Source organism: Nocardia vaccinii NBRC 15922, from assembly GCF_001613305.1.
Taxonomy (GTDB): Bacteria; Actinomycetota; Actinomycetes; order Mycobacteriales; family Mycobacteriaceae; genus Nocardia; species Nocardia vaccinii.
The window spans coordinates 266918-283528 of the sequence record NZ_BDCC01000019.1; the positions used below are offsets into that span (position 1 = coordinate 266918).

The window sequence follows — 16611 nt, forward strand, 5'->3', positions numbered from 1 at the left end:
GTGAGTAAGAAGTCGCGGATCGGCGTTTCCGGTAGTTTCGATCAAAATTTGCTTTCGAATGATCAGAAATGATGTACGTTCGAGCGATGGCATACGGCGAGACCAGGCAGGCGCAGATCGTGCGGGCTCTGCGGTCGGCGGAATCGGTGAGTGTGGCCGACCTGTCCCGGGCGCTGGGCGCATCCGAGGTGACGATCCGGCGTGATCTGGCCGAACTCGAGCAGGCCGGAGTGTTGCGGCGGGTACGCGGCGGCGCGGTCAGTGCCATGCTGCGCGGGGAGGGGCTGCCGTTCCCGATGCGTGAGCTCGAGCGCGCCGAGGCCAAGGCGCGTATCGCGGCGGCGGCCGTGGCCCGCGTCTGCGACGGTGAATCGGTCGTACTCGACGGTGGCACAACGGGTTCGGTGGCCGCGCGCTATCTGGCCGAGCGGCGGCTGACGGTCGTGCCGCTCGCCCTGGCCGGGCTCGGTGTGCTGGCCGCCGCGCCCGAGGTCTCGCTGCTGCTGCCCGGCGGGACGGTGCGATCGGGCGAATCCTCCCTGGTCGGCCCGATGGCCGAGCAGAATCTCGCGCAGTTGCGGCTGGACACCATGTTGCTGACCTGCTGCGGATTCGATCCGCGCCGCGGGGTCACGGCGTACGACCTGCAGGATGCGGCGGTCAAGCGGGCCGCGATGGGCGCCTCGGCGCGCACCATCGCAATGGTCGATTCGAGTAAGTTCGCCCGGACCGCGATGGCGGTGGTATGTCCGACAGCGGCGGTGGACATGGTGATCACCGACATCGACGCGCCCGAGGATGTGGTCGCGGCATTGCGTGCGGACGGTATCGAGGTGCACTGTGTCTGAAACGCCCTGCCGGACCTCACAGGATCGTTCCGGCGAATCGAAACAGGCTGGGCTGGCGAGGTTTTCGGTCGGCGTCACCTTCTTCGTGCAGGCGGTCCTGTTCGCCTCGTGGACCGCGCATATTCCGGGAGTCGAAGCGGCGCTGGGCCTGAGTGACGGCACTCTGGGGACGGCGCTGCTGGGCCTGCCGATCGGATCGGTCACCGCGATGGCGCTGTGCGGATGGCTGCTGCCGCGACTGGGTAGCCCGCGCGTGATCCGAATCTCCATCGCGGGGTACGCGGTCGCCGGAATCGGTGTGGGACTGGCTGATTCGCCGATTCTGCTGTTCGTCGCGCTGTACTTCTGGGGGCTGATGCAGGGCATGGTCGACGTCGCGATGAACACCCAGGCGGTGACCGTCGAGAAGGCGGCGGGCCGTCCGATCATGTCCCGGTTGCACGGCATGTGGAGTGTCGGCGGGTTCGCGGGCGGGCTGATCGGTTCGGCTGCGGTGGGCCTGGGCATCGGCCTGACCGCTCAGCTGGCGGTATTGGGCGTCCTGGCGGTCGTGGCGGTGGAAGTGCTGTCGCGGTATCTCATTCGCGATCACGCGACCTCGGGAACGCGATCCGATACCGCCCCGCACCGCAGACGATGGTCGGCGGTGATCGTGCTGCTCGGTGCGGTCGCGTTCGCCTCGATGCTGTGCGAGGGTGCGGCGGCCGACTGGTCCGCGGCCTATCTGCGGAACGAACTCGGCGCCGGTGCCGCCACGGCGGGCCTGGGGTATGCCTCCTTCGCTCTGGCGATGGTGGCGATGCGGTTGAGCGGCACGGGTTTACAACGCCGATTCCGCCCCACCGCACTGCTTCCGGTGTTGGCCGCGATCTTCGCCTGCGGTATGGGCGCGGCGCTGATCCTGCGTCAGCCGGTCGTGGCCCTGCTCGGATTCGCCTGTATGGGACTGGGATTGGGACTGGTGGTGCCCAGCGCGTTCAGCGCCGCGGGCCGGGTGGCCGCCGACGCCAACCCGGGGCCGTCGATCGCCGCCGTCGCGGCCCTGGGCTGGTGCGGATTCGTCTCGGGTCCACCGCTGATCGGCCACCTCGCCGATATCGTGGGACTCGGTGCGGCCCTGTGGGTTCTGCCGTCCCTTGCCGTCGTCCTGGCCCTCGTCGCCCGGTTCGGCAGAGCCTTCGCCGAACCCGCGCCCTCGCCATGAGGTCCGCCGCCACGAACCGCCGCCCGCGAGCCGCACGACGTGGTCGCGGGGTCGCGCGCCGCCGTGAACTTCGTTCGCCGCGAAGCGGTTCGCCTGCCGACTCGACAGGTATTCGCCGCGACGGCGTCGGTTCGGGCAACCGGGACCTGGTGGAGAGATGCGCTCAAGGGCGGCGGGCGATCCAGACGGGACGTTCGTCGCGGACGGTGAGGTCGGTGCGACGGGTGAGCGCATCGGGGCCGTCGGCCAGCAGGGTGTCCAGGGCGGTCGCATCCTGCGAGGTCAGGCGGTCGGCGAGGCCGGTGCGCATGCGCTGGAGGGTGCTGTGGGCCAGGCGGGCGGCGTCCTCGCCGAGTGGGGGAGTGTGTGAGATGAGGATTCGACGTTCGGTTTCGATCTCGAACCCGGCGTTGGTGAGCAGATTCGCCCAGTCCGAACCGAGATGCGGGACGTGGTCGGCGGTCTCGGCGGCCAGGGCCTGGTGGACGCGGTCCTCGAGTTCGGCGAGTTCGCCCGTGGCGGAGAGGAAACGGGGCATCGAGTGCAGTTCCGCGAGGGCCAGCAGGCCACCGGGACGGATCGTGGCGAACAGGTCGGCCAGCACGCGATCCGGATCGGCGGTGTGATGCAGGGAATTCGCCGCCCAGGCCACGTCGACGGGTTCGAGCTCGGGCCACGCGGCGTCGAGATCGGCCCGCAGGGTGCGGATGCGTTCGGCGACGCCGCGGGCGGTCGCCTTGTCGCGCAGGCGGGTCAGCATGTGCTCGGAGATGTCGACGGCGATCACCTGGGCGCCCGGAAAACGCTGTGTCAGGGCGAGCGTGCCGTTGCCGGTGCCCGCGCCCATGTCCAGGATGCGGCGGACGGGCCGGTCGTCGGCGTGGCCGCGGATCAGCGCCGTTACCTCGGGGAGGTATTCGGGTAGCGCCGCCGCGTCGAGGTCGAGCAGGTCGGCGAGGGCGGCTTCGTCGGCGTGGTCGTGACCGCCGTGGTCATGGTCGTGACCGCCGTGATGATGGGCGTGATCGTGGCTCATGGATCCGACGCTACCGATCGTTTGCTTTGAAAGCATACAATCTTGCTTATGACGCAAGACGGTGATCTCGACGGAGTGGTCCGCAAGCGAATCCGCGGCCTGCGCGTGGCACGCGGCTGGTCCCTGGACGATCTGGCCGCGCGCTGTTACCTGAGCCCGTCCACGCTCAGCCGAATCGAGACCGGTCACCGCCGCATCGCCCTGGACCAACTCGCGCCCATCGCACGGGCATTGGGCACCACGCTCGATCAGTTGGTGGAGTCGGTCGGCGACGAGGACGTGGTGATCCGGCCCGAACGCGACACCCTCCGCGGCGTCACCACCTGGCTGCTGACTCGCGATTCCGGCCCGAACGGCGTCACCGTGGCCAAGATGCGGCTGACCAAACCGGCCGGTGAGCAGCGCGTGCATCCGGGCAGGGATTGGTTCACCGTACTGTCCGGCTCGGTGGCGCTACATCTGGGCGAGCGTCGGGTTCGCGTCGAGGCCGGTCAGGCGGCCGAGTTCTCCTGCATGGTCCCGCATGCCTTCGGCGCCCTCGACGGCCCCGCCGAAATCCTGTGCATCCTGGACAACGAGGGGCAGCGCACGCACCTGCCCTCGTCCTGAGTGGCAACGCCCGAGTGGGGTTCGGCGAATTGTTGGCATAATCATTGACAATTGGAGTGTCACGCCTATCGCGAGGACGGTGTCGGTGTCGGTGTCGCAGAGCAGTGGACTCGAACGTGGAACCCAGGGCAAAGCCATTGCGGTGGAACGGCTTCGGCAGGCCATCGTGCAGGGCGATGTGGCCCCGGGGCAGCGTCTGGTCGAGTCCGAACTCGTCGAGCAGTTCGAGGTCACTCGCGGCAGCGTGCGCGCGGCTATCGACGAACTGGTGGCCGAGGGGTTGATCGAGCGGATCCACAATCGCGGTGCGCGGGTGCGTTCGGTCTCGCGTGAGCAGGCGGTGGAGATTCTCGAATGTCGCAAGGTGCTCGAGGGGTTGATCGCGGCCAAGGCTGCCGCGCGCATCACCCCGCCCGATGCCGATCGCCTGCGCCGGTATGCCGAGCAATTGTCCGCGGCGGTGCACGACGGCGAGCTGCTGGAGTACTCCGCGCTGAATCACGAAATGCATGCTGTACTAAGGGAAATCGCCGGACAGGAGACCGCGGCGGATCTGATCGCCCGGCTCAACGCGCAGATCGTGCGGCACCAGTTCCAGCTGTCGCTGCGGCCCGGTCGGCCACAGGTTTCGCTCGGAGAGCATCTGGCGATCGTGGACGCGGTGGTCGCGGGCGATCCGATCGCCGCCGAGCAAGCGATGCGTGACCACCTCGACAGCGTGATAGGCGCGCTCGGTCCGGCTGCCTGACCCGCGCCCGCATACGTCCCGAACTGCCGCAACGCTGTTTGTCGACAGGATTGTTGACATTTCTGTCGGCAATAATTTACGGTCGATGCGGAACGTGTCGTGCGGCATGTTCGCGCTCGATCCGGTGGTTCGGGCGACCGCGGAGCAAGCGAGGTGAGAGGCGATGCCCGAGAACGCGTCCGAATCGCTACTGGTGGTCAGCGCGCACGCGGGAGATTTCGTGTGGCGGGCCGGTGGCGCCATCGCTCTGGCAGCCGCGCGTGGCGGCACGACCCCGCGCAGGAGCCGCGCACGGGGTCGGCGCTTCGGCGGTGTGCATATTCGCAGAGGTCGGCGGGAAGCGATGTGGGGCGATGAGTGAGTCCGCGCCGTTGCGGGTGGCGGTACTGGGATTCGGCGAGGCCGGCACGGAATTCGCCCGAGATCTGGCCGCCCTGGGCGCGGATGTGCGCGGATTCGACCCGAAAGTATCCGCGCCGCAGGGTGTTCGAGAGTGTTCGGGCGACGCCGACGCCGTGCGCGGGGTCGATCTGGTGTTCTCCTTGACCACCGCGCACGAGGCCGAATCCGCGCTGCGGCAGTCTTTTTCGAGTCTGGCGCCCGGCGCGGTGTGGGCCGAGGCGAACACCGGAACTCCGGCGGCGAAGGTCCGGTTGGCCGGGCTGGCCGCCGAGGCGCGGGTGGATCTGGTCGACGTGGCGATCATGGCCCCGGTGCCCGGTCGCGGGATTCGCGTGCCGATGCAGGTATCGGGTTCGGCCGCAGCGCGTTTCGTGGACATGATGAACGAGATCGACGTGGCGGTCGAGCTCGTTCCCGGCCCGGTCGGTGTGGCCAGTTCGCGCAAGCTGTTGCGCAGCGTGGTGTACAAGGGCCTGGCCGCCGCGGTGGTGGAAGGGCTGGCCGGTGCGCAGGCGGCGGGATGCGCGGACTGGTTCCGCGACCACATCGCCGCGGAATTCCGGTCCTTCGACGAGGACACCCTGGACCGCCTGATCACCGGTACCCAAGCCCACGCCGCCCGCCGCGCCGAGGAGATGGGCGCCGCGGCCGAACAGCTGATCGAGCTGGGCGTCACGCCGCATATCGCCGCGGCTACACGAGATGCATTGCAGGACATCGTCTTCGACCGAGAAGACGCGACCGGGGATTCGGGAGGACAGTAATGGAGAACGTCGTGGTGACCGGATGCCCGCGGGCATCGGCCGAGGATGCCGCAGCACTCGGCGAGTTCGGCGCCGCCACCGTCCACGAGGCGCAGGGCCGCACCGGCTTCCTGGGTCCGCGGCTGCGTCCGGCCTGGTCCGGTGCGCGAATCGGCGGTACCGCGGTCACCGTCCTGTGCTGGCCCGGCGACAATCTGATGATCCACGTCGCGGTGGAGCAGTGCCGCGAGGGTGACGTGCTGGTGGTGGCGACCAATTCGCCCTCCAGCGACGGGCTTTTCGGCGAACTGTTCGCCACCGCGCTACAGCGGCGCGGCGTGCGCGGCGTGGTACTCGCCTGCGGTGTACGCGATGTCGCGGACCTGCGGGCGATGGGCTTCCCGGCCTGGTCCACCGCGGTGAGCGCGCAGGGCACGGTCAAGGCCACCGCGGGCGCGATCAACGTGCCGATCGTCATCGAGGGGCAGATTATCCACCCCGGCGATGTGATCGTGGCGGATGACGACGGCGTGGTCCGCGTACCGCGCGGGGATGTGTCCGAGACCCTGGAACGCTCGGCCGCGCGGGTCGCGAAGGAAGAGGCGGCGCGCAGGGCGTTCGCGGCCGGTGAACTGGGCTTGGACCGGTACGGCCTGCGCGATCGGCTCGACGATTTCGGCATCACGTATGTCTCCTACGAGGACTACCGAGACAACCGGGAGTCGTCGTGACGAACAGCCCGGATGCGTTCGGCGAGATGGCCGCCGATGAGGGGACGGCCGTCTCGCCGAACGCGGCTCGGGACGGTGTCGCCTGCGTGTGGATGCGCGGCGGCACCTCCAAGGGTGCATATTTTCTGGCCGGGGACCTGCCCTGCGGTCCAGCCGAACGCGACGATCTGCTGCTGCGGATCATGGGCACACCCGACCCGCGCCAGATCGACGGCATCGGCGGAGCGACCTCGCTGACCAGCAAGGTCGCGGTGGTATCGCCGTCCGAGCGGCCCGGCGTCGACGTGGACTACCTGTTCCTGCAACTCGGCGTCGAACAGCCCACGGTCTCGGATCGGCAGAACTGCGGCAATATCCTGGCCGGGGTCGGTCAGTTCGCCGTCGAATCCGGGCTGGTCCCGGCATCGGGCGAAACCTGTTCCGTGCGAATACATCTGGTCAATTCCGGCAGTACGGCCACGGCGACGTTCCCGGTCCGCGACGGCCGTCCGGTGTACGACGGCGACACCCGCATCGACGGGGTGCCCGGGACCGCCGCGCCGGTGATGCTCGCGTTCGAGGACACCGCGGGTTCGGCCACCTCCGGACTGTTCCCCACCGGCAGCGTGCGCGAAACCGTCGAGGATATCGAGATCACCTGCGTCGACAACGGCATGCCGGTCGTGGTCGCCGAGGCCGCGAGTTTCGGGCTCACCGGTTACGAGTCGCCCGCCGATCTGGCCGCCGACGTCGCGCTGGTCGAACGCGTCGATCGGCTGCGCCGCGCGGCCGCGCGGCGGATGGGCCTGGGCGACGTCGCGAAATCCTCTGTGCCCAAGACGATTCTGCTCGCACCCGCCCGAGACGGCGGCCGGGTCTGCACGCGCTCGTTCATCCCCGTGCGCCCGCATACCGCGATCGGGGTGTTCGCGGCGATCAGTGCGGTGACCGCGATGACGACGCCCGGCGCGGTCGGTCACGACCTCACCGCGGCCTGGCCGGCGGATCTGCGGCGGGTGGATGTGGAGCATCCGTCCGGCCATCTGCTGGTCGACATCGATCTGGATCACACGGTGCGGCCGCCGCGCGTGCGCAGCGCCGGCGTGGTCCGCACTGCCCGGAAACTGTTCGCAGGCAAAGTTTTTCCACGCGCCTGAACAGGCGCGCCCGCTGTTCGAGGAGGACGAGACGATGGCCCCCGGTCACGACATCGCGCACCTGGCGCACGTGCAACTGCGCACACCCACGCTCGACCGGAGCGTCGCATTCTGCACCGATTTTCTCGGGTTGAGCGTCGTCGGCGAGAGCAAGGACGAGGTGTATCTGCACGCCTGGGACGATTATCAGCACCACACCCTCACCCTGCGCGCATACCGGCACGGTGGTATCGGCCGCACGCACCTGCGCGCGACGAGTCCCGAGGCGCTGGCCCGGCGGGTGGCGGCACTGGAGGCCGCGGGCCGCGGAATCGGTTGGGCCGACGGCGAACCCGGCTTCGGGCCGACCTACCTGTGCACCGATCCCGACGGTCACGAATTCGGTCTCTATTACGAGGCGGAATGGTTCGAGTGCGGCGACCAGGACCGGCCGTCGCTGAAGAATCAGGCTCGCGCCTATCCCAGTGGCGGCGTCCCGGCGCGCAGGCTGGATCACGTCAACTTCCTCGGCCGCACCCCGGTGGAGAATCGCGATTTCCTGGAACAGACGCTGGGCGCGATGACGACCGAGCAGATCGTGCTGAACGACGGTTCGGTCGCGGGTACCTGGACCACGTTCACCAACAAGAGTTACGACCTGGTCTACACCCGCGACAATCTGGGCCTGTCGGGGCGGCTGCACCATATCGCCTTCGCCGCCGACAGCCGCGCGGACATCTTGCGCGCCTGTGATGTCGCCCTGGATCAAGGGGTGTTCATCGAGACCGGCCCGCACAAGCACGCCATTCAGCAGACGTTCTTCCTGTACGTCTACGAGCCCGGCGGCAATCGCATCGAACTGTGCAATGCCGGTGCGCGGCTGATTCTGGCTCCGGACTGGAAGCGGGTGGACTGGACCGAGGCCGAACGCGCCAAGGGGCAGGCGTGGGGCCTGCGGACGATCGAGTCCTTCCATACCCACGGGACGCCGACCGCCGAAGATCTCGCGCGTTCGCAGGACTGAGTAGACCGCCGTGTAGATCGTCTCGCCGTGATGTTGCCGCGGTCGAGAAGTCGAGAAGAATGTTAACAATTTTGCTCGAAATAGTGTTAATGATATTGCGACAGATGTAACCTGCATCACTGGATGCAGCTCTACGGACGAAAGGGACACAGGTGTCCTCGCTCGAACCCGGTGGCGTTCCGGCCGCCCCCTCCCGGCGATTGTGGCTTCAGGTCACCGCGGTCTGCTGGTTCCTCGTCCTGCTCGACGGGCTCGACCTGTTCGTCTACGGCGCGACACTTCCGGGTGTGTTCAAGGACAAGGCATTCGGGCTGAGTCCGGCCGTGGCCGGGGATATCGGCAGCTTCAACACCTTCGGCATGCTGCTGGGCGCGCTGGCCGCGGGGGTGATCACCGATCGGATCGGGCGTCGCAAGATCATCCTCACCGGAGTGCTGGTTTTCACGGTGTCCGCGGCCGTCTGCGGTATGGCGCCCAACGTCCTGACCTTCGGCGCCGCGCGATTCACCGCCGGTATCGGTCTGGGCGTGCTGCTGCCGACCGCGATCGCGATGGTCATGGAGTACGCGCCGGCCGCGCGCAAGAACATCGCGGTGACCTTCCTGATGACCGCGCATCAGGCCGGTGGTGCGATCGCCGGGGCGGTGGCGATGAATATCGTCGAATCGCTGGGCTGGCGATCGGTGTACTGGTTCGGCGCCGTGCCGGTCGTCATCGCGGTGCCCGCGATCTTGTTCCTGCTGCCCGAATCGCTGACCTACCTGCTGGCCTCGGGACGCACCGAGCGGGCGCAACGGGTCGCGGACCGGTTCGGCGTCTCGCTCGCCGCCTACGCACCCGAGCGCGACGCCCAGCAGCGGCGCGGCAAGGTCTCCGAATTGTTCACTCCCGCACTGCGTTCGGTGACATTGCTGTTCTGGGTCGCCTCGTTCGGCGGTCTGTTGCTGGTCTACGGCGTGAACACCTGGCTGCCCACGATGATGCGCGCCCACGGCTACAACCTCGGGTCGGCGATCAGTTTCCTGCTGGTGATCAACCTCGGTGGAATCGTCGGCATGCTGGTCGCCGGCCGGCTCGCCGATCGGTTCGGCCCGCGGCGGGTGACGGTCATCTGGTTCGCGGCCACCATGATCGGGATCGGACTGCTCGCGGTGCACATGCCGCTGTGGCTGACCTACGTGGACGTATTCCTCACCGGTGGTTTCCTGTTCAGTGCGCAGACGCTGATCTACGCCGCGGTCGGCACCTACTACCTGCCGAGTATCCGGGCGACCTCACTGGGCTGGGTGTCGGGGATCGGCCGTTTCGGTGCGGTGTTCGGACCTTGGCTGGGCGGCGTCCTGGTCGCGCACGAGCTGTCGAACTGGGGTTTCACGGTGTTCGCGGCGGCGGCACTGATTTCGGCGGTGATGGTGGCGCTGGTGCGGGCCCGGCCGGTGCACGAGGTGGCCGGGAGTGGGGCGCCGGTGCCTGCCGCCGGATGACGCCGATGGCCGGCGGCGAACGGACCGTTTTCGACGCGGGATCGGCCGGTGCGGCGGCTCGCGGTCGGCGCGCAGCCGACCGGGCGCGGACACCGGCCCGGCGCACGCGTCGGGAGGCGCGCGAATCCGCTCGAACGTGCGAGCGGATTCGCGCGCTGCTCGCGAACTACTTGATCGCGGTGAGATAGGCGGCGACGTCGTGCATATCGGCCATATCTCCGGGCAGTTCGGGCACCGGGCGGCCGTAGCGGGCCGAGAGTTCGGTGACGTCGGCCGAATCGACCCGCCAGCCGCGGTCGGTCAGCCACTGGCTCGGATCGGTCCGCTCGTCGTTGTAGAACAGTTCGGTGACGTCGACGTCGCCGAACGGGCTGGTGGCCATCTCCTGCGTGGCGGCCCGGGAGATGCGGGCGATATCGGGGCGGCCACCGGAGAAACCCTCCACGGCCAGGCGGCTGCCGGGGCAGGAGAGCGTATCGATCCGCTCGAACAGGGCATCCTGGGCCGCGCCCGGCAGGTAGGGCAGCAGGCCTTCGGCGGACCACGCGGTCGGGCGGTCGGCGTCGAAACCGGCCTCGAACAGGGCGGCGGGCCAGTCGTCGCGCAGATCGACCGGGACGGCGCGCAGCACCGCGCGTGGCACCACCTCGTTGTCCGCCAGCACCTGATGTTTGAAGTCCAGCACCTTGGGCTGATCGATCTCGAAGACGGTGGCGCCCACCGGCCAGTCGAGCCGGTAACCGCGTGCGTCCAGCCCGGCCGCGAGGATCACCGCCTGTCGCACACCCGATGCGGCGGCGGAGAGGAAGAATTCGTCGAAGAATTTCGTGCGCACTCCGATCAAGCGCGCCACGGGCAGGAATTCCGCCTCATCGGGTGCGGCGAGGGCCCGCAGCGAGCGCGGCTCGCCCGCGGCCTCGATGAACAAGCGGGCGCAGTCGTCGCGGATCAGAGCGTCGGGCTGGGCGGTTTCCGTCGCCCGGAATGTTGCGACTCCCAGGGCGGTGATGCCGACACCGCTGATGATGTCCCAGGTATCTCCATCGGTTCGCACTATTACTCTCCTCAATCATACTGGCGCACTGAAATACTCAGGCGTGCGACAACCGGTCGGTACTTGCTCCGCGAGCCAGCGTAGGCGCAAAGATGATCTCGGGGTGGGATACGCCCGGCGACTGCGGCCGTCCACGCCGCAGAGCCCGGTCGCGTCGGGCGCTTGCCCCGGTGCGGTGAGCCGGATCGTCGCCCCCCACGCGTGCGCGGACTCGATACGGTTCGCGCGGCGTTGGCATCCTGGCCCGGGATCACCGCGGATGTGATCGCACGCGTCGGCTGCCCGGCTGCCGACGGCGCGGGAGGCGGCCGAACTATCGCAGGCCCGAGAAGTCTCGCAGCACAACGTGATTGCGATCGGCGCAGCTGCCGAGAGCGTGATCGGGATGCAATCCGAAATACTGCCTGCGGGTCCGGGTGCTCCAGCGCAGCGCCGGCTCGGCGCGGGTCTTGTAGAAGTTCACCATGTAGCCGCCGGAGTGGATGCGCAGCAGCAGGTAGCCGCCGGGATATTCCTTGATCGCCGCGCCTTCGAGGAATTCCACGTTCACGGGAGAGTCCGGGCGGCCCACGCGATTACGGTGCGTGTGGCCGGTGTGATGCAGGAAGACACCCGGCGCGCCGCGGTACAGCGCGTGCAGTGCGGCGGCCGAGGCACGGTCGAGCACGAATCCGGGTCCGGCCGGATTGCTCACCGCCGCAGAGGAAGTCACCGGATGGTGCCCGAACATCAAGGTGGGCCGGTCCGGATCGGCGGCCAGTACCTCGCGCAGGCGGCTCAGTTGTGGTGCGGTGAGCGTGCCGCCGGAGCCGCGGGGACGGGTGGTGTCCAGGGCGATGACGCGCAGTCCATCGACATCCGAGGCGGCCATGCGCCCGCCGGGCCGGAATACCGAACCCCACGGATCGCCGTCGCGGGACACGTCGTGGTTGCCGCGGCAGACGAAGTAGTCCCGGCCCGCCGCACCCCAGGTGTCCAGCCGTGCACGCACCGCGGCCGACTGTTCGAGCGTGCCGGAATCGGTCATATCACCGGCCACGATGAGGTGGTCGGCGCCGCGATCGGGTGCGCGCAGGTCGGTCAGCAGCGCGTCGAGCATGATCTCGGGATGACTGTCGGTGTCGTGCCGCAGCCCGTTCGGGAATCCGGCCACGATCAGGCCGCTGGTGCTCTCGCCGTAGTGCACGTCGTTGGCGAGCGCGATCGTGCGCAGCAGCGGGCCCGGTGGCGGGGTGAGCGTGGTGAAAACGCCTGTGGTTTCCGGTGATCCGGCGCGGCGCGTCACCAGTGTGCGGGCCGAGACGGCGCGGCAACCACCGGAATACGCCTCGAATCGGTAGCTGCGGCCCGGCTCGAGGCCTTCGATCTGCGCGTAGTGGTAGGCGGTCGGCCGGGAGTCGAGACTGTATCGCCGGGGCGGATGTGCGGCGTCCGCGGGGGCGATGCGGATCTCGGTGTCCGCCGGCGCCGGAACCAGTCGTCCGGCGTGGTCGCGGGCCCGGGTCGTCCAGGTCAGGATCGCCGACCGGTCGGTGACCGTCACCACCTCGAGGTCCGAGGCCCGCAGCGAATCTCGCTGTGCCCGAACGCGTTCGGTTCGGTGGACGGTGAATGCCGATCGGGTGCGGAACGGGGTCCCCACCGTGACGGCGGCCGCCCCCGAGGCGGCATTGGCGACCCAGGTCGCTCGCAGACGTGCGTTCAGCATGGAAACCTCCGCCCGGGTACGGCCCGATGATCCGACGGTAAGGCTGCCGATTGAACGGGCCGGAGCCCGCACGTGACCATTCGGCCGCCTGCGCTGAATTTTTCGGTGCCGTGCGATGACGCGCGATGTCCGCCGGTCTGCCGTTCGGTGTGTGAGCGGTAGCACACCGTGCGGGCGCGGGGTGAGTGAGATATCGGACAGTGGCCGTGACCTCGGTCTATGCCGAGGGCGGCGGTCCCGGCCTTGACATCGCCCGGTGCCGAGATGGGATATTTAGCGTAAGAAACTAATTGCGTAATACATGTATCGCTAGGATGTCCGACGGACGGTCGGCATCGGATCGCCGGACGATTCCGAGGGAGGTCGGGGTATGGACGAGGCGGCGCGGCAGGAACTGGGGCGGCGCATGATGGAACTGGTCGCTCGCGACCCGCAGGTGCGCGCGGCGATTCCGGATGCCGAGGTCAGCGCCGCGATGGCCCGCACGGATGTGCCACTGGCACAGTCGATTGCGGCGCTGACGCACGGGTACGCGGACCGTCCGGCGCTGGCCGTGCGGGCGAGGGAGTTCGTCACCGACGAGACCGGTCGCACCCGCGGACGCCTGCTGCCGCGCTATGACACCATCACCTACGGCGAGATGTGGCGGCGCGTGGCCGCGGTCGCCGCGGCCTGGTATCACGATTCCGAATCCCCCGTCCGCGCAGGTGATTTCGTCGCAACGCTCGGATTCACCAGCACCGATTACACGGTCGTGGATCTGGCCTGCACGGCACTGGGCACGGTGGCGGTGCCGTTGCAGACCGGTGCGTCCGCGGCCCAGCTGACCCCGATCGTCGCCGAGACGGGGCCGTGCCTGCTGGCCGCGAGCGTCGAACAGCTCGACACCGCGGTGGAGCTGGTGCTGGCCACCGAATCGGCGAGCACGTTGATCGTCTTCGACCATCATCCGCAGGACGACGATCATCGCGCCGCGGTCGAATCCGCCCGTACTCGCCTGGCCGATCGCCCGGTCCGTGTGCGGACCCTCGCGGAGGCGATCGCGCGGGGCGGCGAACTCCCCGAAGCGCCACTGCCCACCGACGCGGGCGAGGATGCGCTGGCGCTGCTCGTCTACACCTCCGGCAGTACCGGAACACCCAAGGGCGCAATGTATCCCGAGCGTCTGGTCGCCCGGCTGTGGCGCAACGGCGCGGAGCGGCCGTTCCCGACGATCGAGTTCAGCTTCATGCCGATGAGTCACGTCGCCGGGCGCGGCTCGCTGCTGTCCTGTCTGGGGCGCGGCGGCACGGTGTACTTCGCGGCCAGCAGCGACATGTCCACGCTGTTCGAGGATCTGGCGCTGGCGCGTCCCACCGTGCTGTTCTTCGTACCGCGCATATGCGACATGCTGTTCCAGCGCTTCCGTGGCGAGGTCGATCGCCGGGTGGCCGCCGGCGGCGCACCGGAGGCGGTCGACCGGGAGGTGAAAACCGAACTGCGGGAAGAGGTTCTGGGCGGACGTTTCCTCATGGCCATCACGGGCAGTGCGCCGCTGTCGGCGCAGCTGCACGAGTTCATGGCCTCGGTGTTGGGGTTCGGCATGATCGACGGATACGGGTCGACCGAATCCGCGGGCGGCATCGTCGTCGACAATCTCGTGACCCGGCCGCCGGTCACCGACTACAAGCTGGTCGACGTTCCGGAGCTGGGCTACTTCAGCACCGACAAGCCCTATCCGCGCGGGGAATTGCTGGTCAAGTCCGAAAGCCTCTTTCCCGGCTATTTCGAACGCCCGGAACTGAATGCGGAGATATTCGACGCCGAGGGTTTCTACCGCACCGGTGACATCATGGCCGAACACGGCCCCGATCGGCTGGTGTACGTCGACCGGCGCAACAACGTGCTCAAACTTTCGCAGGGCGAATTCGTCACGGTCGCCAAGCTCGAGGCCGTCTACGCGGCGAGCCCGCTGGTGCACCAGATCTACGTGTACGGCAGCAGTGAGCGCGCCTATCTGCTCGCGGTCGTCGTGCCGACGCCCGAAGCCCTTGCCGCACACCCCGATCCCGGTGATCTCACCGCGGCGATCACCGAATCGCTGCAGCGGGTCGCGCGTGCGGCCGAGTTGAACTCCTACGAGATCCCGCGCGCCTTCCTGCTCGAGACCGAGCCGTTCACACTCGACAACGGACTGCTATCCGGGATCGCGAAACTGTTGCGGCCCAAGCTCAAAGCGCGTTACGGCGCGCGGCTCGAACAGCTCTACGCCGATCTGGCGCGCGAACAGGACGACGAACTGGCCGCGCTGCGCCGCGAGGCCGCCGATCTGCCGGTGCTCGCGACGGTCGGGCGCGCCGCGCGTGCGCTGCTGGGCTGTGCCACGGCGGATCTGCGCCCGGACGTGCGGTTCACCGATCTGGGCGGTGATTCGCTCTCGGCGCTGACGTATTCCACACTGCTGCAGGAGATCTTCGGGGTCGAGGTCCCGGTCGGCGTGATCGTCGGCCCGGCAACCGATCTGACCGCGCTGGCCGGTTACATCGAGGCCGAACGCGATTCCGGCGGCAAACGACCCACCGTCGCCACGGTGCACGGCACCGGACCCCGCATCCGCGCATCCGATCTCACCCTGGACAAGTTCATCGACCCCGCGACCCTGGATGCCGCCGCCGACCTGCCACGCTCCGCGCGGACTCCCGCGACGGTGTTGCTGACCGGCGCGAACGGCTATCTGGGCCGGTTCCTGTGCCTGGAATGGTTGCAGCGGCTGGACGCCTCGGGCGGCCGGCTGATCTGCGTGGTTCGCGGCGGCGGCGCGGCTGCGGCCCGCGCCCGCCTGGACGAGGTCTTCGACAGCGGTGATCCGGAACTCACCCGGCACTACCGCGCACTCGCCGACCGCACCCTCGAGGTGTTGGCCGGTGATATCGGCGAGCCGAATCTCGGTCTGAGCGAACCGGATTGGCGTCGACTCGCGGAGACGGTCGATCTGATCGTACATCCGGCGGCCCTGGTCAACCACGTGCTGCCGTACGGACAGTTGTTCGGCCCCAACGTGGTCGGCACCGCGGAGGTGATCCGCCTGGCCTTGACCGCCACGATCAAACCGGTCACCTACCTGTCCACGGTGGCCGTCGCCGCCCAGATCGCGCCGGAGGCGTTCACCGAGGACGGTGACATCCGCGAGATCGGCGCGGTGCGCGCGATCGACGACGGATATGCCAACGGCTACGGCAACAGCAAGTGGGCCGGTGAGGTGCTGCTGCGGGAGGCGCACGACCTGTGCGGTCTTCCGGTGGCCGTCTTCCGGTCCGATATGATCCTGGCCCATTCACACTATGCCGGGCAGCTGAACGTCCCCGATATGTTCACCCGGCTGCTGTTGAGCCTGCTGGCCACCGGGCTGGCGCCGAAGTCCTTCTACGCCACCGACATTCGGGGCGAACGGCAGCGCTCGCACTACGACGGGCTGCCCGCCGATTTCACCGCGTCGGCGATCACCGTGCTCGGCACACAGGTCACCTCGGGCTTCGAGACCTTCGACGTGCTCAACCCGCACGACGACGGCATCTCGCTGGACGAATTCGTGGACTGGCTGATCGAGGGGGGTCATCCGATCGAGCGGATCGACGAATACGGCGAATGGTTCCGCAGGTTCGAGACCGCGCTGCGGGCGCTGCCCGAGGAACAGCGGCAGCATTCGCTGCTGCCGCTGCTGCACGCCTACCGGGCTCCGGGGATGCCGCAGCGCGGTGCGGCCCTGCCCGCCAAGAAGTTCCAGGCCGCGGTGCAGGCCGCCGAATTGGGCCCCGATCGCGACATCCCGCATCTGGGCCGGGCCTTGATCGAGAAGTACGCGACCGACCTGAGGTTGCGGAAGCTGTTGTAGGCCACCATTCCACCCGCTCGACGATGCGCGGGTA

At 68.5% G+C, this 16611-nt stretch carries 13 protein-coding genes and 1 pseudogene; 11 read left to right on the forward strand and 3 right to left on the reverse strand.

Going from position 1 to position 16611, the window contains the following annotated elements:
• The first annotated feature begins 86 nt into the window (after nucleotides 1-86).
• Nucleotides 87-848 (forward strand): DeoR/GlpR family DNA-binding transcription regulator, encoded by a 762-nt coding sequence (locus tag NV1_RS15315; RefSeq protein ID WP_067891941.1) that lies wholly within the window; start codon nucleotides 87-89, stop codon nucleotides 846-848.
• Nucleotides 841-2052: an MFS transporter gene (locus tag NV1_RS15320; protein WP_245713727.1), complete on the forward strand. Its 1212-nt coding sequence runs from the start codon at nucleotides 841-843 to the stop codon at nucleotides 2050-2052. The genes NV1_RS15315 and NV1_RS15320 overlap by 8 nt, the downstream gene beginning before the upstream one ends.
• A 163-nt stretch (nucleotides 2053-2215) precedes the next feature.
• On the opposite strand, the gene NV1_RS15325 is transcribed toward NV1_RS15320, so the two are convergent.
• Nucleotides 2216-3088, reverse strand: a complete 873-nt coding sequence (locus NV1_RS15325; RefSeq protein WP_067891367.1) for a class I SAM-dependent methyltransferase — start codon at nucleotides 3086-3088, stop codon at nucleotides 2216-2218.
• A gap of 48 nt (nucleotides 3089-3136) precedes the next feature.
• Here NV1_RS15325 and NV1_RS15330 point away from each other — a divergent pair, with 48 nt between their 5' ends.
• The 8 genes and pseudogenes from NV1_RS15330 (at nucleotide 3137) to NV1_RS15365 (ending at nucleotide 9944) form a co-directional block, all read left to right on the forward strand.
• Nucleotides 3137-3697 carry a helix-turn-helix domain-containing protein gene (locus NV1_RS15330; RefSeq protein ID WP_067891370.1) on the forward strand — a complete coding sequence of 187 codons (561 nt, stop codon included), beginning with the start codon at nucleotides 3137-3139 and terminating at the stop codon, nucleotides 3695-3697.
• Nucleotides 3698-3782: 85 nt separating this feature from the next.
• Entirely contained in the window at nucleotides 3783-4445 is a 663-nt protein-coding gene (locus NV1_RS15335) for a GntR family transcriptional regulator (RefSeq protein ID WP_084525429.1), read from the forward strand.
• 163 nt (nucleotides 4446-4608) lie between these two features.
• Nucleotides 4609-4710: pseudogene (locus NV1_RS43525) on the forward strand (PIG-L family deacetylase); the annotation flags it as partial.
• 88 nt (nucleotides 4711-4798) lie between these two features.
• Nucleotides 4799-5611: an NAD(P)-dependent oxidoreductase gene (locus tag NV1_RS15345; protein WP_067891377.1), complete on the forward strand. Its 813-nt coding sequence runs from the start codon at nucleotides 4799-4801 to the stop codon at nucleotides 5609-5611.
• Nucleotides 5611-6321, forward strand: a complete 711-nt coding sequence (locus tag NV1_RS15350) for a 4-carboxy-4-hydroxy-2-oxoadipate aldolase/oxaloacetate decarboxylase (protein ID WP_067891380.1) — start codon at nucleotides 5611-5613, stop codon at nucleotides 6319-6321. The genes NV1_RS15345 and NV1_RS15350 overlap by 1 nt, the downstream gene beginning before the upstream one ends.
• A complete protein-coding gene (locus tag NV1_RS15355; protein ID WP_245713728.1) occupies nucleotides 6318-7457 on the forward strand; it encodes a 4-oxalomesaconate tautomerase in 1140 nt (379 codons plus the stop codon). The genes NV1_RS15350 and NV1_RS15355 overlap by 4 nt, the downstream gene beginning before the upstream one ends.
• A gap of 34 nt (nucleotides 7458-7491) precedes the next feature.
• The gene (locus NV1_RS15360; RefSeq protein WP_067891383.1) at nucleotides 7492-8460 is read left to right on the forward strand and encodes a VOC family protein; all 969 of its coding nucleotides are present in this window, start codon (nucleotides 7492-7494) and stop codon (nucleotides 8458-8460) included.
• Nucleotides 8461-8612: 152 nt separating this feature from the next.
• Nucleotides 8613-9944, forward strand: coding sequence for an MFS transporter (locus tag NV1_RS15365; protein WP_067891385.1), 1332 nt, complete (start codon nucleotides 8613-8615; stop codon nucleotides 9942-9944).
• Between the two features lie 166 nt (nucleotides 9945-10110).
• Here the strand turns inward: NV1_RS15365 and NV1_RS15375 are convergent, their stop codons facing one another.
• Both NV1_RS15375 and NV1_RS15380 read right to left on the reverse strand, forming a co-directional pair.
• On the reverse strand, nucleotides 10111-11001 hold the full coding sequence (locus NV1_RS15375; protein ID WP_373864618.1) for a class I SAM-dependent methyltransferase: 891 nt from the start codon (nucleotides 10999-11001) through the stop codon (nucleotides 10111-10113).
• A 310-nt stretch (nucleotides 11002-11311) separates the two neighbouring features.
• Complete coding sequence (locus tag NV1_RS15380; RefSeq protein WP_067891393.1) at nucleotides 11312-12706, reverse strand: metallophosphoesterase; 1395 nt, start codon at nucleotides 12704-12706, stop codon at nucleotides 11312-11314.
• Between the two features lie 370 nt (nucleotides 12707-13076).
• On the opposite strand from NV1_RS15380, the gene car reads away from it, so the two are divergent.
• Nucleotides 13077-16577, forward strand: coding sequence for a carboxylic acid reductase (car, locus tag NV1_RS15385; RefSeq protein ID WP_067891396.1), 3501 nt, complete (start codon nucleotides 13077-13079; stop codon nucleotides 16575-16577).
• Nucleotides 16578-16611 lie beyond the last annotated feature (34 nt).